This window comes from Allobosea sp. CCNWLY174 (genome assembly GCF_037120455.1).
GTDB classification, from domain to species: domain Bacteria; phylum Pseudomonadota; class Alphaproteobacteria; order Rhizobiales; family Beijerinckiaceae; genus Allobosea; species Allobosea lupini.
On the sequence record NZ_JBBBBQ010000001.1, the window covers coordinates 59,547 to 76,124 of the forward strand.

Consider the following 16,578-nt stretch of genomic DNA (forward strand, 5'->3'; position numbering starts at 1 on the left):
ATTTTCCGCTGCCCCACGGCGTCAGAGCAGCTCGCGCACGAAGTTGCCGCGCTTCTCCCAATAGAACGGAACCGGCAGATATGGGGCAAATCCGGCCTTCAGCCGCTCCTCGACCTCGGCGATGATCACCTTGGTGATGGTCGGCAGGTCGAGCTCGCGTGCTTCGTCGAAGGTGACAGAGACGAGGTCGGTAAGCTCCGAATCGGGGCCGATCACGCCCTCGACCTTGCCGGCGACGGCACGGGCATCGACCGCGAAGAAGCGGGTGTCGAAGCGCTTGGGCCGGCGCGGAGGGGTGATGGCGCGGGCGACGAAGGTGACGGCGCCGAGATCGGGGAAGACGCCCTTGGCCGCGAATTCGGCCCAAGCGCCCGCCGGTGGGCGTTCGGGCGCGCCATACTCGGCGCTGCCGAAGAGCAGGCCGGTCTCCTCGAAGGTCTCGCGGATGGCGGCGAGTGCCAGCGCACGCCCGCGCTCCTCGCTCGGCCGCGCACAACGGGCGAGCAGGCGCTGCTCGCAGGGGCCGGCGAGGGCGCCGGTCGCGGCCATGCGCCGATCGCCGGCTTCGATGCGACCGCCCGGGAAGACGTATTTGCCCGGCATGAACTTGTGGCCGGCATGGCGCTTGCCCATCAGCACCCTGGGCTTCTTCCCGGAATGATCGAGGATCAGCATGGTCGCGGCGTCACGCGGGCGCAGGTTGACGCTGGTGCGTGCCCGCTCGGCCTGGGTCAGGGTGACGGTGTGGTCACTCATCGACCGCCCACGGCCTTCATGGCGGGCTGGCGCTCGGGCCTGGGCATGGCGCCGCCGAAGCCGTGCATGCGCAGCGCCCATTGCAGGCCGATGACCGCGCCCTTGGCCGGCTGCATCAGCGCCAGGCTGAGGAAGACGGTCAGCGGCAGCCAGACCCAGAGGTGCAGCGCGATCGACCAGTTGCTGTACTTCTCGGCCAGCAGGATGCCGCCGACGACGATGTGGCCGACGATGGTGATGACGATATAGGGCGGCAGGTCGTCGGCACGCTGATGGTGCAGGGTCTCGCCGCAGGCCGCGCAGGAATCGACGGGCTTGAGGAAGGTGCGAAACAGCTTGCCTTCGCCGCAATGCGGGCAGCGACCGAAGAGGCCGCGACGCATAGCTTGACGCCAGTCGCGAGCCTGGACCGGCTTGGGTTGGTGACAATGTATGGACATGGGATGTCTTCGTTAATGCGGGGCGTCAGCGCTTGCGGCCCGATCGTTTGGGCGGGGGGCGGCCCTGCTTTCGCCCCATAGGTAAAGCAGGCCGTGACCTTTTGCCAGAGCGGTCGGATGTCGCGGGCCTGCCCTCTGTGAGCAACTCGAAGCGAAGCGCACCCGCGACCGGCGCCGCCTCGACCAGTTTGACATGGACGCGGTCGCCTAGGCGCCAGCTTTCGCCGGTGCGATCGCCGACCAGCGCATGGGCGCGCTCGTCATGGCGATAATAGTCGGCGCCCAGGGTTGAGGCCGGGATGAAGCCGTCGGCGCCGGTGCCGTCGAGCTTGACGAAGAGGCCGGCGCGGTTGAGGCCGGCGATGCGCCCGTCGAAGCTCGAACCGATCTGGTCGGCGAGGAAATGGGCGATCAGCCGGTCGGTGGTCTCGCGCTCGGCCGCCATGGCGCGCCGCTCGGCCGCCGAGATCCGGGTCGCGACCTCGCGCAATTCGGCGAGCGAGGTCGATTTCGGCAGGCCGTCATCGCCCAGCCTGAGCGCGGAAACCAAGGCGCGGTGCACGATCAGGTCGGCATAGCGCCGGATCGGCGAGGTGAAATGGGCGTAGCGGCGCAGGTTGAGGCCGAAATGCCCGTAGTTCTCGGCGACGTATTCGGCCTGCGCCTGGGTGCGCAGCACGACCTCGTTCATCAAGAGCTCGTTCTCCGAGCCCTTGATCATGGCGAGGATGCGGTTGAACAGCACCGGCCGCAGCGCCGCGTCCTTGGGCAGCTTGATGCCGATCGAGGCCAGGACCTCGCCGAGCGCCCGCATCTTCTCGAGCGAGGGCTCGTCATGGCAGCGATAGATCAGCGGGATCTTCGCCTTCTCCAACGTTTCGGCCGCGGCGACGTTGGCGAGGATCATGAATTCCTCGATCAGCCGGTGCGCGGCGAGCCGCTCGGGCACGATCACGCGGGTGACCTTGCCATTGGCGTCGAGGACGAGCTTGCGTTCGGGCAGATCGAGATCGAGCGGCTGGCGGGCGTCGCGGGCGCGCGCGGCCGAGCCATAGGCGGCCCAGAGCGGCATCAGGATGCTGTCGCGAATCGGGCCGGTGAGATCGTCCGGCTTGCCGTCGATCGCGGCCTGGGCTTGTTGATATGAGAGCTTCGCGGCCGAGCGCATCATGATGCGGTGGAAGGAATGGCTCTTCTTGGTGCCGTCGGCCTTGAGGATCAGGCGGACGGCGAGCGCCGGCCGATCCTCGCCGCCGCGCAGCGAGCAGAGATCGTTCGAGATCCGCTCCGGCAGCATCGGCACGACGCGGTCGGGGAAATAGACCGAGTTGCCCCGCTCCAGCGCCTCGCGATCGAGCGCCGAGCCATGGCGGACATAAGAAGCGACGTCGGCGATGGCGACGGTGACGATATGGCCGCCGGGGTTGTCGGGATCGTCGTCGGGCGCCGCATGGACCGCATCGTCATGATCCTTGGCGTCGGCAGGGTCGATGGTGATCAGCGGGAGGCTGCGCCAATCCTCGCGACCGGCGAGCGTGGCAGGTTTCGCCGCTTGCGCCTCGGCGATCGTCGCCGGCTGGAATTCGTTCGGAATGCCATGGGCGTGGATCGCGATCAGCGAGACCGCGCGCTCCGACTTCAGCGAGCCGAGGCGCTCGCGCACCCTGGCCTGGGGCGGGCCGAACCGGCTTTCGCGGGCAAGAGAGACCGAGACGAGATCGCCATCCTCGGCGTTGCCGGTCTGCCCCTTCGGGATCAGAGCCTCGCGCCCCTGGGCCTTCTTGTCGACTGGAACGAGCCGGCCGGAGCCGTCGGGGAGGGCACGGAAGATGCCGAGAACCTGCGCCTTGGCCTTACCCATGACCTTGAGGGTGCGGCCGGACCATTGATAGCCCTCGACGCCGCGTAGCTTCGTCAGCTTGAGCAGAACGTGGTCGCCGACGCCGGGGGCGGCCGCTGCCGGGGTCTTCGGCTGGCGGCGGAATTCGCGCTGGCGCTCGAGCAGAATCTTCGGCGCCTCGCCCTGGTCGGCCTCGTTCCATTCGAGCGGAGCGGCGATCAGGTCGCCTTCGCGGTCGCGCGTCTTGATCTCGCAGAGCAGGACCGCGGGCAAGGCGGCATGCGGCTTGACCGGGCCGGAGCTGCCATTTTCCTCCAGCTCGAGCTCACGCAGCAGGCGCTTCAGCCAGATCTTGCCGCCGCCATCGAGCTGGAAGGCCTTGGCGATGTCGCGGCGGCCGGGCTCGCGGCCGGCGGCGCGCTCCTCCGCGATGAAGGCGAGGATGGCGTCGCGGGAGAGATCGGTGTCGGGACGGGGCAAGGGCGCGGGCCTCGTCAGCTGCGGCTGGGCGCGATGATCATGGCTGGTTTCTGCCACGCCGTAACCGGGCGCGCCAGAACGGCCTGTGCAGAACTGCTGCCCGAAAAGGAGAAGGGCTGCCCTTGCGGGCAGCCCTTCCATTGCCGAACCGCAGCCCCGGTAACAGGGCTAAGCGTCACGGAAACTCACGCGCAACCGAACCCCTCATGGGACGAGTCCAGGCCATGCGCCCCCCGCGACAGCGGTTGATGACAATGAGACACTGGATCACCTCCTTTCAGTTGTTACCGACAAGGAGAGGCTAGGGTGATTCCAAGCGCGCCGTAAACGGTAAAGATTCAGCGGCTCACAGAGCCTGCGACTGCAATAAAATCGGTCATTGCGCCGACTTCGGATATTTCTGCTTATTTTGTGGGCAGGTCTTTTGCCTGTTTGGTGATCAGGTTCCGGCCTCGCGCATGATCTTTGCGTTGCGAAGCGTATCGCCCGCAGGAAATCGCTTGGGAAAGCGCTCGCAACACGTTTGTTGCGACGCCCACCGAACCGGAATTCGGGTTGGCACGTGGCTTGCGATCATTCCCGCCAGCCGACAAGGCAACTGCGCCCGGGAGGGGCGCGGTCAACAGGGACCCTCGGGGGACATCGCAGTGAAACTCACTCGTCGCGTGGTCATGGGCGCCGCCTTCGCAGGCGCCACGGTTCTCTCCTCTCTGCTACCGGCGCAGGCGCAAGAGACCATCAAGGTCGGCATCCTGCATTCGCTCTCCGGCACGATGGCGATCTCGGAGACGACGCTGAAGGACGTGATGCTCATGCTCATCGATGAGCAGAACAAGAAGGGCGGCGTGCTCGGCAAGAAGCTCGAGGCGGTGGTGGTCGATCCGGCCTCGAACTGGCCGCTCTTCGCCGAGAAGGCGCGCGAGCTGATCGTCAAGGACAAGGTCGCGGCCGTGTTCGGCTGCTGGACGTCCGTGTCGCGCAAATCGGTGCTCCCGGTATTCAAGGAGCTGAACTCGATCCTGTTCTACCCCGTCCAGTACGAGGGCGAGGAGAGCGAGCGCAACGTCTTCTACACGGGCGCCGCGCCGAACCAGCAGGCGATCCCGGCCGTCGACTACCTCGCCAAGGAAGAGAAGGTCGAGCGCTGGGTCCTCGCCGGCACCGACTACGTCTACCCCCGCACGACCAACAAGATCCTCGAGGCCTACCTCAAGTCGAAGGGGGTCAAGTCCGAGGACATCCTGATCAACTACACGCCGTTCGGCCATTCCGACTGGCAGACCATCGTCTCCGACATCAAGAAGTTCGGCACGGCCGGCAAGAAGACCGCCGTGGTCTCGACCATCAACGGCGATGCCAACGTGCCGTTCTACAAGGAACTCGGCAACCAGGGCATCAAGGCGACCGACATCCCGGTCGTCGCCTTCTCGGTCGGCGAGGAAGAGCTCGCGGGCATCGACACCAAGCCACTGGTCGGCCATCTCGCCGCCTGGAACTACTTCCAGTCGGTCAAGACGCCGGAGAACGAGGCCTTCATCAAGCAGTGGAAGGCCTTCAAGAAGAACGACAAGGCCGTGACCAACGACCCGATGGAAGCCCATGTCATCGGCTTCAACATGTGGGTGAAGGCGGTCGAGAAGGCCAAGTCCACCGATCCCGACAAGGTCATCGACGCGCTGCCGGGCATCGAGGCGCCGAACCTGACCGGCGGTGTCTCGAAGATGCTGCCGAACCACCACATCACCAAGCCGGTGCTGATCGGCGAGATCAAGGCCGACGGCCAGTTCGACGTGGTCTCGAAGACCGGTCTCGTCGCGGGCGATGCCTGGTCGAAGGAGCTCGACGGCTCCAAGGACCTGGTCGGCGACTGGGTCGAGAAGAAGTGCGGCAACTTCAACGTCAAGACCGGCAAGTGCGGCGGCGCCTGAGTTAAGAGGGGGAAGGGCGGCACGGACGATCAACGGCCGGCCGCCCTTCGAATTGCCTGAGCACGCCGCCGGATAGGCCGGCGGCGTGCATACAGCCGACCAGCCAATCGAAGCGAGACATGCGGATCCTTCCCAGCCTCCTGCGCCTGCTTGCGCTCGCGATGACACTCGCCTTCGCGCCGGCCATAGCGCTCGCACAGAGCGCCGACGACGCCTTCGCGCGGCTCAACGCCGACAGCTTCTCGGACACGGCGCGCGCCATCGACATTCTCGTCCAGGGCGCCCATCCGAATGCGGCTGTGATCATCGAGGCGCTGGCCGATGGACGGCTGCTCGCCGGCGGCGGCGTCGTCGTGGTGAAGACCAGGGAAGGCGGTTTACTCGATGCCAGAACCGGGCAGGCGCTCGCAGCCGCACCGGCAGGGCTGAACCCCGTCAGGCTCAACAACAACGTCCGCCGGGTGATCCAGGGCGCGCTCGGCGGGCTCGGGCTGATCAATCCCGATCCGGCCAAGCGCGTCGCGGCGGCCGAGGCGGTGTTCCGGGCGCGTGACGTCTCGGTGCTGCCAGTCCTCGAAGCCGCCATCGCCAAGGAGACCAACGATCGGGCGCGCCGGGCGCTCCGCGAGGCGCAGGCCGCGATCCTGATCGTCAAGACTGACGCGCCGCCCTTCGACCGCATCGCAGCCGTCGATGTGCTGCGCGAGCGCGGCGACCAGGATGCGCTGGCGACGCTGCGCGCCCTGCCGGGCGACGCCTCGCCGGGTTTGAGAGAGGCTCAGGCGCGCGCCATTTCCGAGATCGAGGGCAGGCTCGCTCTATGGCGGGCCGGCCAGAACCTCTGGTACGGGCTCTCGCTCGGTTCGGTGCTGCTGCTCGCCGCGATCGGGCTCGCCATCACCTTCGGCGTGATGGGCGTCATCAACATGGCGCATGGCGAAATGGTCATGCTCGGCGCCTACACCACCTTCATCGTGCAGGAGGTGATCCGGGCGCGCTTTCCGGGGCTGTTCGACTGGTCGCTGGCGATCGCGATCCCCGCCGCCTTCATCGTCGCCGGCGCCGTCGGCATCGCGATCGAGCGCGGCGTCATCCGCTTCCTCTACGGACGGCCGTTGGAGACCTTGCTCGCGACCTGGGGCATCAGCCTCATCCTGCAGCAGGCGGTGCGCACCGCCTTCGGGCCAACCAACCGCGAGGTCGGGGCACCAGCTTTCATGTCCGGCGCCTTCGAGCTCGGCGGTCTAGCCATCACCTGGAACCGGCTCTGGATCATCGTCTTCGCCGCTCTCGTCTTTGCGGCCCTATTGGCGATCCTGAAGCTGACCCCGATGGGCCTGCAGATGCGCGCCGTCACCCAGAACCGGCGCATGGCCTCGGCGATGGGCATCCGCACCGGCCGGATCGACGCGCTGACCTTCGGGCTCGGCTCGGGCGTTGCGGGATTGGCCGGTGTCGCGCTCTCGCAGATCGACAATGTCAGCCCCAATCTCGGCCAGAGCTACATCATCGACAGCTTCATGGTCGTGGTCTTCGGCGGTGTCGGCAATCTCTGGGGCACGCTGATCAGCGCCATGAGCCTCGGCGTCGCCAACAAGCTCCTGGAGCCCTACGCCGGCGCCGTGCTCGGCAAGATCGCGCTGCTCGTCTTCATCATCCTGTTCATCCAGAAGCGCCCGCGCGGCCTGTTCGCGCTCAAGGGCAGGGCGGTGGAAGCATGATCACTCGCTTCCTCCTCTCGAACATGGACAAGCGGGGCTATGCCTTTCTCGCCATCGTCGCTGCGATCGGTCTTCTGGTGCCGCTGGCGAACCTGCTGATCCCGGCCGGCTCGCCCTTCCATGTCTCGACCGCGACCATGTCGCTGTGGGGCAAGTACCTCTGCTACGCGCTGCTGGCGATCTCGCTCGACCTGGTCTGGGGCTATTGCGGCATCCTCTCGCTCGGCCATGGCGCCTTCTTCGCGCTCGGCGGCTACGCGATGGGCATGTACCTGATGCGCCAGATCGGCTCGCGCGGGGTCTACGGCAACCCTGTCCTGCCCGACTTCATGGTCTTCCTGAACTGGCAGGAACTCCCCTGGTACTGGTACGGCTTCTCCTCCTTCCCGTTCGCGATGCTGATGGTGCTGCTGGTCCCCGGCCTGCTCGCCTTCGTTTTCGGCTGGTTCGCCTTCCGCAGCCGCGTCACCGGCGTCTATCTCTCGATCATCACCCAGGCGCTGACCTATGCGCTGCTGCTCGCCTTCTTCCGCAACGACATGGGCTTCGGCGGCAACAACGGCCTGACCGATTTCAAGGACATTGTCGGCTTCAACGTGCAGGCGCAGGGCACGCGCGCGGCGCTGTTCGCGATGACCTGCACGATGCTGATCGCCGGATTCCTGCTCGCGCGGGGCATCGTCACCTCCAAGCTCGGCAAGGTGGTGATCGCGATCCGCGACGCCGAATCTCGCACGCGCTTCCTCGGCTACCGGGTCGATCGCTTCAAGCTCTTCGTCTTCACCGTCTCCGCCTGCATGGCCGGCGTCGCCGGCGCGCTCTACGTGCCGCAGGTCGGCATCATCAACCCCAGTGAATTCGCCCCGGCCAACTCGATCGAGACCGTGATCTGGGTCGCGGTCGGCGGGCGCGGCTCGCTGGTCGGCGCCGCGCTCGGCGCCGTCGTGGTCAACTGGGCCAAGACGATGTTCACCTCGGGCTTCATGGCGCCGTACTGGCTGTTCGCGCTCGGTGCGCTCTTCGTCTTCGTCACGCTGTTCATGCCGAAGGGCATTCTGGGGACCGCGCAGGGCTGGTGGGAGAGCCGCAAACGGCCCGCGCCCGTGCCAGCGGCCGAACCGGCGCCGGCGGAGTAACCGACATGAACGCTCCCACCCCCGGCGCCCTGACCTCCTCGCTGCTCTATCTCGACGGCGTCAGTGTCGCCTTCGACGGCTTCAAGGCGATCCGCGGCCTGTCGCTGACGATCGAACCCGGCGAGATGCGCGCCATCATCGGCCCGAACGGTGCCGGCAAGACCACCATGATGGACATCATCACCGGCAAGACCCGACCCGACGAGGGCACGGTGATGTTCGGCGGCTCGGTCGACCTGACTCGGCTCGATGAGGCGGCGATCGCCAATCTCGGCATCGGCCGCAAATTCCAGAAGCCGACCGTGTTCGACTTCCACACGATCGAGGACAACATCCTGCTGGCGCTGAAGTCGAAGCGCACGGTGTTGAAGACGCTGTTCTGGCAGACGGAAGGGCCGCAGCAGAAGCGCATCGACGAGATCCTCGGCATCATCAAGCTCGCCGACAAACGGGACAAGCTCGCCGGCTCGCTCTCGCATGGCCAGAAACAGTGGCTCGAGATCGGCATGCTGCTGGCGCAGGATCCCAAGCTCCTGCTCGTCGACGAGCCGGCCGCCGGCATGACCGATGGCGAGACGGCGCAGACCGCGGTGCTGCTCAAGGAGATCGCGCGGGATCACTCGGTCATCGTGGTCGAGCACGACATGGGCTTCATCCGCGAGCTCGGCGTGAAGGTCACGGTACTCCATGAGGGCTCTGTATTGGCGGAGGGACCCCTCGATCAGGTTAGTGCCAATGAACGAGTCGTCGAAGTCTATCTGGGGCGCTAAGCATGCTGCGGAAACGTAGAAGCCGGTTTTCCGATCAGGTCATGCGGCGGGACAACTGCTCATGCTGACTGTGGATGCCATCGACCTCCATTACGGCGCCGCCCAGGCCTTGCGACGCGTCTCGGTCACCGCCGAGATCGGCAAGGTCACCTGCGTCATGGGCCGCAACGGCGTCGGCAAGACCTCGCTGATGCGCGCGATCGTCGGCCAGCAGCCTATCAGCGGCGGCAGGATCAGTTTCGGCGGTGAGGATATCTCGACCTTGCGCACCGAGGACCGGGCGCGCGCCGGCATCGGCTTCGTGCCGCAGGGCCGCGAGGTCTTCCCGCTGCTGACGGTGAAGGAAAACCTGGAAACCGGCTTTGCGCCCTTGCCGCGCAAGGAGCGCTTCATCCCGAACGAACTGTTCGACCTATTCCCCGTGCTGAAGTCCATGCTGGGCCGGCGCGGCGGAGACCTCTCGGGTGGCCAGCAGCAGCAGCTCGCGATTGCGCGGGCGCTGGTCACCCGACCCAAATTGCTGGTTCTCGACGAGCCGACCGAGGGCATCCAGCCCTCGATCATCAAGGACATCGGCCGCGCCATCGACTATCTGCGGAGCAAGGGCGGCATGGCGATCGTGCTGGTCGAGCAGTATTTCGACTTCGCCCGCGATCTCGCCGATACGATGTTCGTGATGGACCGCGGCGAGGTCGTTCTGGCCGGGCCGATGGCGGAGCTGGATGGCAACCAGGTGCAGCGGTTGATTCAGGTGTGACGCTCGGACCCCGCTGATCAGATGTCAGCGGGGCCGGTGCAGCCTCAGCTCAAGCGGAGAGGTCGCGCGCGGCGAAGACCTCCTTCGCCGCGAACAGCCCGTTCAGCGCCGCCGGGAAGCCGGCATAGACTGCCATCTGGATCATGACCTCGGTGATCTCCTGGCGCGACAGTCCGACGTTCAGCCCGGCCTCGATATGGACCTTGAGCTGCGGCTGGGCGTTGCCCATCGCGGTCAGCGCCGCGATCGTCGCGATCTCGCGGGAACGCAGGTCGAGCCCCGGCCGCGAATAGATGTCTCCGAACGAGAACTCGAACACGTAGTTTGCGAAATCGGGGGCGATGTCGGCGAGCGCCGCGATCACCCTGTGGCCAGCCTCGCCATCGATCTCAGCGAGAGCCCGCCTGCCGCGCTCCAGCCTGCTGGTTTCGGCGTGTGCGTTGATGTGCGTCATGGTCTTCGATCCTCTTCTCGATGTCGGCATAGCCGGCGATCTTGGTGTCGAGGACGAGAAGGCAGGCTTCGAGTTCGGCGACGCGAGCGCGAACCTGCTCGCGGTGCCGTTCCAGCAGACTACGACGATCGGCTTCCGTACCGGAACCAGCTTCGCGCAGCGCCGCATAGCGCAACATTTCGCGGATCGGCATGCCGGTGGTCTTGAGCCGGCCGAGGAAGTCGATCCAGGTCAGGATCGAGGCGTCGTAGTCGCGCTGGCGTGACCGGTCCCTGTCGGCATAGGGCAACAGCCCGATCCGCTCGTAATAGCGGATCGTATGGGCCGACAGTCCCGAGCGCCTGGCGAGTTCACCGATCTTCATGGCCGCCTTCTCATCACGACGCTGGGGAAGCTACGAGTTCGAGCGCACTCCAAGTCAATGCGCTCGGCGAAAGTTTTTTCCGGGCGCCGTGCGCCCGTCTCAGAACTCCAGCGGCGCGTTGTCGATGACCTCCTTCATCACGAAGAAGGTGCGGGTCTGGCGCACGCCGGGCAGCGCCAGCAGCGTCTTCGCGTGCAGCTTGTTGAAGTCGGCGAGGTCCCGCACGCGGATCTTGAGGAAATAGTCGAAATCGCCGGCGACGATGTGGCAGTCGAGCACGACGGGCAGTGCCTTCACCGCCTCCTCGAACAGGCCGAAGCTTTCCGGGGTCGAGCGGTCGAGCACCACGCCGACGATGGCGAGCGTGCCCTTCTCGACCTTGTGCGGATCGATCTGTGCGCGCACGCCGGTGACGTAGCCCTCGGCGAACAGGCGCTGGATGCGGCGATGGCAGGTGGCGGCGCTGGTGTTCACCCGTTTGGCGATCTCGGCATTGCCCATGCGCCCGTCGGCCTGCAGCAGACGCAGGATTCTGAGGTCGATTTTATCGAGTTCAGCTTCCATGAACGATTCTTCCGTTTTAGCCGCTCTTCTTGTCGCCAGAAGTATCAGATTGAGAATTTTGCGAAAGCAGAGAGAAAATCAAAAGCCAAGTTCGGGAGCACCTTTCAGGAGCGTTTTGCTAGCGTTTGCGGGTCATTCCACGAGGGGAACCCGCCATGCTCGCCAAGTTCGAACGCTACCCGCTGACCTTCGGGCCTTCGCCGATCGAGAAGCTGCCGCGCCTCTCGGCCCATCTCGGCGGAGGCGTCGCGCTCTATGCCAAGCGCGAGGACTGCAATTCCGGCCTCGCCTTCGGCGGCAACAAATTGCGCAAGCTCGAATACATCGTCCCGGATGCGATCGCGTCCGGTGCCGACACGCTGGTTTCGATCGGCGGCGTGCAGTCGAACCACACCCGCATGGTCGCCGCGACCGCCGCCAAGATCGGCATGAAGTGCCGCCTGGTGCAGGAGAGCTGGGTGCCGCATGAGGACGCGGTCTACGACCGGGTCGGCAACATCCTGCTGTCGCGGGTGATGGGCGCCCATGTCGAGCTGGTCGACGAGGGCTTCGACATCGGCATCAGGGCGAGCTGGGAAAAGGCGCTGGAGGACGTGAAGGCCAAGGGCGGCAAGCCCTATGCGATCCCGGCCGGCGCGTCCGTGCACAAGTTCGGCGGGCTCGGCTATGTCGGCTTCGCCGAGGAGGTGAGGGCGCAGGAGGAGGAACTCGGCTTCAAGTTCGACTATATCGTCGTCTGCACGGTCACCGGCTCGACCCATGCCGGCATGGTCGTCGGCTTCGCCAAGGACGGACGCCAGCGCAACGTCATCGGCATCGACGCCTCGTTCACGCCGGCGCAGACCAGGGCGCAGGTGCTCGACATCGCGCAGAAGACCTCCGAGCTCGTCGGCGGCAAGCAGATCACGGCGGACGATATCGTGCTGAACGAGGACTACGCCTATCCGGTCTATGGCGTGCCCTCGAAGGAGACGATCGAGGCGATCCGCCTGTCGGCCCGGCTCGAAGGCATGATGACCGACCCCGTCTATGAGGGGAAATCGATGCAGGGCATGATCGACCTGGTGAAGAAGGGCTTCTTCCCGGCGGGATCGAAGGTGCTCTACGCCCATCTCGGCGGCGTGCCGGCGATCAACGGCTACAGCTACACCTTCCGCAACGGTTGAGCGTCATGGAGGCGCTCGTCCTCTGTGAGATCGCGGCTGGGCGCGACGATCTGCGCGACGCCCTGCTCGCGCGGGTCGGCCGACTCGGCCTCAACGGGCGGGCGAAGCTCAGCTTCGTCGCCCGCGACCGGAACGCGCCTGGCAACACGCTCGTCGCGGTCGGCTTCCCAGACGCGGCCAGCGCCGAACGCTTCGCTGCCGAGGCCGTTTGCGACGGGCTTGCTCCGGCCGAGGTGAGGCTGCTCGCGGTCGAGCCCACCTGGCAGGCCGACCCGCTGCCGCTGATGTTCCCCTGATATGGCTGCGTCGCCAGCGCCGGTCGGCTGAACTCTTCCCTTCCCCCTTGTGGGGAAGGGATAGGGATGGGGGTGGTGCCGCTTGGCGAGCGTTGGCAGGACTGGCAGCAGCGGGAGTGCTGTCTGGTTCGGCCGATCACTCCGGCTTTGCGACCCCCACCCCTTCCCCTCCCCACAAGGGGGAGGGGTTCTCCGGTGTGTGTTTCGTGCCGCTACGGTCTGGCGCCGGCTGCGTCCGGCAGGTTGCCAATGACCGTGCCCGCCGCCTTCGGCTTGGTCAGCGGCGCGGGTGTCGGCTGGTTGCCGTAATGGATCAGGTCCTGGCCGGCATGGATGTCGCTGGCGACCTGGAGGTCGAGGCGCTCGGCGTCGCGGCGGCGGACATCCTCGACGATCTCGGCGGCTTCCTCCTCCGGCACGCCGAGCGCCCGCAGGACCTCGCCGCCGAAGACCATTGCGGATTCGAAGGTCTCGCGGATCTGGTAGTCGACGCCGGCGCGGATCAGGTCCATCGCATGGCCGCGGTCGAAGGCGCGCACGAACAGCTTCGCATGCGGGAACTCGGCCTGCGCCACCTGTACGATCGCATTGGCCGTCTCGCGCTTCTCGACGCAGACCAGGATCGCCTCGGCCTGATGGGCGCCCGAGGCGTGGAGGATGTCGGCGCGGGTGCCGTCGCCATAGTAGACCTTGAAGCCGAAGGTCGCGGCGGCCTGGATCATCTCCACGTCGGTCTCGATCAGCGAAATGCTGCAGCCGCGGGCGAGCAGGGTCTGGCTCGCGACCTGACCGAAACGGCCGAAGCCGACGACGAGGATGCGCCCCTTGAGGCCCTCGGCGTGCTCGACGCCATCCAGCGATTCCTGCTCGGGCGGCATGAAGCGGTCGATGGCGAGCACGACCAGCGGTGTCAGCGCCATCGACAGGATCACGATCGCGCTGGCGATGGCGTTGATGCGTGCGTCGAAAATGCCCGCAGCCGCGGCGGCGCTATAGAGCACGAAGGCGAATTCGCCGCCCTGCGAGAACAGCGCCACGCGGGTGATCGCATTGCGCGTGCGGGTGCGGAACAGCTTGGCGACGATGAAGATGCCGGCCGCCTTGACCAGCATGAAGGCGGCGACGCCCAGCGCCACGACCTGCCATTCCCGGGCGATCAGCTTGAGATCGAGCGACATGCCGACCGCGAGGAAGAACATGCCGAGCAGGAGGCCGCGGAACGGCTCGATATCGGCCTCGAGCTGGTGGCGGAAGGTCGATTCCGACAGGAGCACGCCGGCGAGGAAAGCGCCCATCGCCATCGACAGGCCGCCGAGCTGCATCGCCAGCGCCGAGCCGAGCACGACGAGCAGCGCCGCGCCGGTCATGACCTCGCGGGCCTGGGCATTGGCGAGCAGCCGGAACATCGGATTGAGCAGCCATTTGCCGGCGATGACGAGGCCGACGAGCGAACCGGCGCCGATCACCAGCGGCATGATCCCGCTGCTTTCGGCGGCCTTCGCGGGCGCAAGCACCGCGACGACGGCGAGCAGCGGCACAATGGCGAGGTCTTCGAGCAGCAGGATCGAGACCGCCTGCTGGCCCTGCGGTGTCGAGGCTTCGCCGCGCTCGTTCAGCATCTGCATCACGACTGCCGTCGAAGAGAGCACGAAGCCCATGCCGGCGATAAAGGCCGCGGCCGGAGGCAGCCCGGCGAGGATGCCGACGCCGGTCAGCAGCGCGCCGCAGAGCCCGACCTGGGCGACGCCGAGGCCGAAGATCTCGCCGCGCAGGTTCCAGAGCCGCGAGGGCTGCATCTCCAGCCCGATGATGAACAGGAACATGACGACGCCGAACTCGGCGACGTGGAGCACGCTCTCAGGGTTGGAGAACAGGCCGATGCCGGAGGGGCCGATGACGAGGCCTCCGGCGAAATAGCCGAGCACCGAGCCGAGCTTGAGCTTGCGGAAGATCGGCACCGCGATGACGCCTGCTCCCAGAAGCCCGACAGCCTGAACCAGATCCTGAGAGAAGCCTTCAGCCGCCATAACGCTCCCTTTGCCTGCCTTCGCTGTGGATATCCGTGCCTTCGAAACAGAAGGCGCCCAGGCGGTTTAGGCAAGCTTTCGTCCGGCCGCCAGAGCGCCCCGACAACACGATGCGGCTAGCGTGCCGGCCGGCCAGCGCTTGCCGGCCGGCTTCCATCGGGGCATTTAGCATCGCCAAAGCCGGCTCTCTGCCGGCAGCAGGAGCGTTCGCTATGCAGCTTGGAGTGGTCGGCCTCGGCCGCATGGGGGCCAATATCGTCCGGCGGCTGCACCGCGCCGGGCACAATTGCGTGGTCTATGACCGCGATCCGAAGCCGGGCGAGGCGCTGTCGAGAGACGGTGCCGTCAATGTCGGCGATCTCAAGGAGATGGTGGCCAAGCTCGAGGCGCCGCGAGCGATCTGGATCATGCTGCCGGCTGGGGAGATCACTGAGAAGACGCTCGCCGATCTCGCGGCGATGATGAGCCCCGGCGACACGCTGATCGATGGCGGCAACGCCTTCTGGAAGGACGATGTCCGGCGCGGACGCGAGCTCGAGGCCAAGGGCCTGCACTATCTCGATATCGGCACCTCCGGCGGCGTGCACGGGCTCGATCGCGGCTATTGCCTGATGATCGGCGGCGACAAGGCGACCTTCGACCGGCTCGAGCCGATCTTCCAGGCGCTGGCGCCGGGCAAGGGCGGGATCGAGCCGACAAAGCATCGCGAGGTCCGCAATCCGACGGCCGAGCAGGGCTATCTGCATTGCGGCCCGGCGGGCGCCGGCCATTTCGTCAAGATGATCCATAACGGCATCGAATACGGGATGATGCAGGCCTTCGCCGAGGGCTTCGACCTCCTGCGCAACGCCTCGGCCAAGGACGGCCTGCCGGAGGAATACGGCTTCGACTTCGACGTCGCCGAGATCGCCGAGGTCTGGCGGCGCGGCTCGGTCGTGACCTCCTGGCTGCTCGACCTGACCGCCGAGGCGCTCGCGGCCGACGAGGAGCTCGGCGCCTATTCCGGCCATGTCTCGGATTCGGGCGAGGGGCGCTGGACGGTGCAGGCGGCGATCGAGACGGCGACGCCGGCCGAGGTGTTGACCTCCTCGCTCTACACCCGCTTCCGCTCGCGCAAGGACCATACCTTCGCCGAAAAGATCCTCTCCGCCATGCGCGCCGGCTTCGGCGGCCATGTCGAGCCGAAGAAGCAGGGCTGAGCGAGCATGACCTTTGCCAATGGCGCCGGGACACCGGCGGTTATCGTCGTGATGGGCGTGGCGAGCTCGGGCAAGACCTCGCTCGGCGAGCGGCTGGCCGAGAGGCTTGGCTGGCCGTTCCGCGACGCGGACTCGTTTCATCCCCCGGCCAACGTCGCGAAGATGTCTTCAGGCATCCCGCTGACCGACGAGGACCGCAAGCCCTGGCTGGCGGCGATCGCGGCCTGGATCGATGAATTGCGGACGACCGGCGGCAAGGGCATCGTCACCTGCTCGGCGCTGAAGAAGGCCTATCGTGACGTGATCGTGGGAAACCGGCCCGACGTCGCGCTGGTCTATCTCAAGGGCTCGCGCGAATTGATCGGTCAGCGCATGGCCGCCCGCCAGCACCATTTCATGCCGCCGGCGCTGCTCGACAGCCAGTTCGCGACGCTGGAGGAACCGGGTGCCGACGAGAAGCCGCTCGTCGTCCAGGTCGAGGCGAGCAGAGAGGCGATCGTCGAGCAGGTGGTTCGGGAGCTGCGGCTGGGGTGAAGCGCACGATCGTCATGCTCGCCCTTGTGGCGAGCATCCACGTCTTGAACACCGCGTTGTGGGAAGGAAGGCGTGGATTGTCGGGACAAGCCCGACCATGACGGTATGGGCGTCGTTGTCCACCCGCTGGAACTCCGACGGGCGCG

The 16,578-nt window shown here is 66.4% G+C and carries 16 protein-coding genes; 9 read left to right on the top strand and 7 right to left on the bottom strand.

Annotation, left to right across the window (positions count from 1 at the left end; translation table 11 throughout):
• Positions 1-21: 21 nt before the first annotated feature.
• From V7S63_RS00345 to rnr, 3 genes are read right to left on the bottom strand one after another with little or no spacing between them, the layout of a single operon-like run.
• Positions 22-756 (bottom strand): NUDIX hydrolase, encoded by a 735-nt coding sequence (locus V7S63_RS00345; RefSeq protein ID WP_336528812.1) that lies wholly within the window; start codon positions 754-756, stop codon positions 22-24.
• Positions 753-1,196, bottom strand: a complete 444-nt coding sequence (locus V7S63_RS00350; protein ID WP_100961957.1) for a DUF983 domain-containing protein — start codon at positions 1,194-1,196, stop codon at positions 753-755. Before V7S63_RS00350 ends, V7S63_RS00345 begins: the two co-directional genes overlap by 4 nt.
• Before the next feature lie 25 nt (positions 1,197-1,221).
• A complete protein-coding gene (rnr, locus tag V7S63_RS00355) occupies positions 1,222-3,516 on the bottom strand; it encodes a ribonuclease R (RefSeq protein WP_336528813.1) in 2,295 nt (764 codons plus the stop codon).
• 671 nt (positions 3,517-4,187) lie between these two features.
• Here rnr and urtA point away from each other — a divergent pair.
• The 5 genes from urtA to urtE all read left to right on the top strand — a co-directional run bounded on the left by urtA (position 4,188) and on the right by urtE (position 9,828).
• Positions 4,188-5,444: an urea ABC transporter substrate-binding protein gene (gene urtA / locus V7S63_RS00360; RefSeq protein ID WP_091828464.1), complete on the top strand. Its 1,257-nt coding sequence runs from the start codon at positions 4,188-4,190 to the stop codon at positions 5,442-5,444.
• A gap of 119 nt (positions 5,445-5,563) precedes the next feature.
• Complete coding sequence (gene urtB / locus V7S63_RS00365; protein WP_442896389.1) at positions 5,564-7,165, top strand: urea ABC transporter permease subunit UrtB; 1,602 nt, start codon at positions 5,564-5,566, stop codon at positions 7,163-7,165.
• Positions 7,162-8,301, top strand: coding sequence for an urea ABC transporter permease subunit UrtC (gene urtC / locus V7S63_RS00370; RefSeq protein ID WP_091828466.1), 1,140 nt, complete (start codon positions 7,162-7,164; stop codon positions 8,299-8,301). The genes urtB and urtC overlap by 4 nt, the downstream gene beginning before the upstream one ends.
• Positions 8,302-8,306: 5 nt before the next feature.
• Positions 8,307-9,071 carry an urea ABC transporter ATP-binding protein UrtD gene (urtD, locus tag V7S63_RS00375; RefSeq protein ID WP_336528814.1) on the top strand — a complete coding sequence of 255 codons (765 nt, stop codon included), beginning with the start codon at positions 8,307-8,309 and terminating at the stop codon, positions 9,069-9,071.
• 61 nt (positions 9,072-9,132) lie between these two features.
• A complete protein-coding gene (urtE, locus tag V7S63_RS00380; RefSeq protein ID WP_100961953.1) occupies positions 9,133-9,828 on the top strand; it encodes an urea ABC transporter ATP-binding subunit UrtE in 696 nt (231 codons plus the stop codon).
• A gap of 49 nt (positions 9,829-9,877) precedes the next feature.
• Here the strand turns inward: urtE and V7S63_RS00385 are convergent, their stop codons facing one another.
• From V7S63_RS00385 to V7S63_RS00395, 3 genes are all read right to left on the bottom strand, one after another.
• Positions 9,878-10,282 (bottom strand): carboxymuconolactone decarboxylase family protein, encoded by a 405-nt coding sequence (locus V7S63_RS00385; protein WP_091828472.1) that lies wholly within the window; start codon positions 10,280-10,282, stop codon positions 9,878-9,880.
• Positions 10,218-10,646 carry a MerR family transcriptional regulator gene (locus V7S63_RS00390; RefSeq protein ID WP_091828474.1) on the bottom strand — a complete coding sequence of 143 codons (429 nt, stop codon included), beginning with the start codon at positions 10,644-10,646 and terminating at the stop codon, positions 10,218-10,220. The genes V7S63_RS00385 and V7S63_RS00390 overlap by 65 nt, the downstream gene beginning before the upstream one ends.
• Positions 10,647-10,745: 99 nt before the next feature.
• On the bottom strand, positions 10,746-11,210 hold the full coding sequence (locus V7S63_RS00395; RefSeq protein WP_336528815.1) for an Lrp/AsnC family transcriptional regulator: 465 nt from the start codon (positions 11,208-11,210) through the stop codon (positions 10,746-10,748).
• A 155-nt stretch (positions 11,211-11,365) separates the two neighbouring features.
• On the opposite strand from V7S63_RS00395, the gene V7S63_RS00400 reads away from it, so the two are divergent.
• Positions 11,366-12,376: a 1-aminocyclopropane-1-carboxylate deaminase gene (locus V7S63_RS00400; RefSeq protein WP_336528816.1), complete on the top strand. Its 1,011-nt coding sequence runs from the start codon at positions 11,366-11,368 to the stop codon at positions 12,374-12,376.
• Positions 12,377-12,381: 5 nt separating this feature from the next.
• Positions 12,382-12,672 carry a hypothetical protein gene (locus V7S63_RS00405; protein ID WP_336528817.1) on the top strand — a complete coding sequence of 97 codons (291 nt, stop codon included), beginning with the start codon at positions 12,382-12,384 and terminating at the stop codon, positions 12,670-12,672.
• Positions 12,673-12,884: 212 nt separating this feature from the next.
• Here the strand turns inward: V7S63_RS00405 and V7S63_RS00410 are convergent, their stop codons facing one another.
• Positions 12,885-14,699 (bottom strand): monovalent cation:proton antiporter-2 (CPA2) family protein, encoded by a 1,815-nt coding sequence (locus tag V7S63_RS00410; RefSeq protein ID WP_336528818.1) that lies wholly within the window; start codon positions 14,697-14,699, stop codon positions 12,885-12,887.
• A gap of 212 nt (positions 14,700-14,911) precedes the next feature.
• On the opposite strand from V7S63_RS00410, the gene gnd reads away from it, so the two are divergent.
• Positions 14,912-15,898 carry a phosphogluconate dehydrogenase (NAD(+)-dependent, decarboxylating) gene (gene gnd, locus V7S63_RS00415; protein WP_336528819.1) on the top strand — a complete coding sequence of 329 codons (987 nt, stop codon included), beginning with the start codon at positions 14,912-14,914 and terminating at the stop codon, positions 15,896-15,898.
• Between the two features lie 6 nt (positions 15,899-15,904).
• Positions 15,905-16,432: a gluconokinase gene (locus V7S63_RS00420; RefSeq protein ID WP_336528820.1), complete on the top strand. Its 528-nt coding sequence runs from the start codon at positions 15,905-15,907 to the stop codon at positions 16,430-16,432.
• Positions 16,433-16,578: the final 146 nt, after the last annotated feature.

Excerpts from the sequence above, each read along its gene's own strand:
- V7S63_RS00345 (WP_336528812.1), bottom strand. The coding sequence starts at position 756 with ATGAGTGACCACACCGTCACCCTGACCCAGGCCGAGCGGGCACGCACC.
- V7S63_RS00350 (WP_100961957.1), bottom strand. The coding sequence starts at position 1,196 with ATGTCCATACATTGTCACCAACCCAAGCCGGTCCAGGCTCGCGACTGG.
- urtA (WP_091828464.1), top strand. The coding sequence starts at position 4,188 with ATGGGCGCCGCCTTCGCAGGCGCCACGGTTCTCTCCTCTCTGCTACCG.
- urtB (WP_442896389.1), top strand. The coding sequence starts at position 5,564 with ATGCGGATCCTTCCCAGCCTCCTGCGCCTGCTTGCGCTCGCGATGACA.
- urtC (WP_091828466.1), top strand. The coding sequence starts at position 7,162 with ATGATCACTCGCTTCCTCCTCTCGAACATGGACAAGCGGGGCTATGCC.
- urtD (WP_336528814.1), top strand. The coding sequence starts at position 8,307 with ATGAACGCTCCCACCCCCGGCGCCCTGACCTCCTCGCTGCTCTATCTC.
- urtE (WP_100961953.1), top strand. The coding sequence starts at position 9,133 with ATGCTGACTGTGGATGCCATCGACCTCCATTACGGCGCCGCCCAGGCC.
- V7S63_RS00385 (WP_091828472.1), bottom strand. The coding sequence starts at position 10,282 with ATGACGCACATCAACGCACACGCCGAAACCAGCAGGCTGGAGCGCGGC.
- V7S63_RS00390 (WP_091828474.1), bottom strand. The coding sequence starts at position 10,646 with ATGAAGATCGGTGAACTCGCCAGGCGCTCGGGACTGTCGGCCCATACG.
- V7S63_RS00395 (WP_336528815.1), bottom strand. The coding sequence starts at position 11,210 with ATGGAAGCTGAACTCGATAAAATCGACCTCAGAATCCTGCGTCTGCTG.
- V7S63_RS00400 (WP_336528816.1), top strand. The coding sequence starts at position 11,366 with ATGCTCGCCAAGTTCGAACGCTACCCGCTGACCTTCGGGCCTTCGCCG.
- V7S63_RS00405 (WP_336528817.1), top strand. The coding sequence starts at position 12,382 with ATGGAGGCGCTCGTCCTCTGTGAGATCGCGGCTGGGCGCGACGATCTG.
- V7S63_RS00410 (WP_336528818.1), bottom strand. The coding sequence starts at position 14,699 with ATGGCGGCTGAAGGCTTCTCTCAGGATCTGGTTCAGGCTGTCGGGCTT.
- gnd (WP_336528819.1), top strand. The coding sequence starts at position 14,912 with ATGCAGCTTGGAGTGGTCGGCCTCGGCCGCATGGGGGCCAATATCGTC.
- V7S63_RS00420 (WP_336528820.1), top strand. The coding sequence starts at position 15,905 with ATGACCTTTGCCAATGGCGCCGGGACACCGGCGGTTATCGTCGTGATG.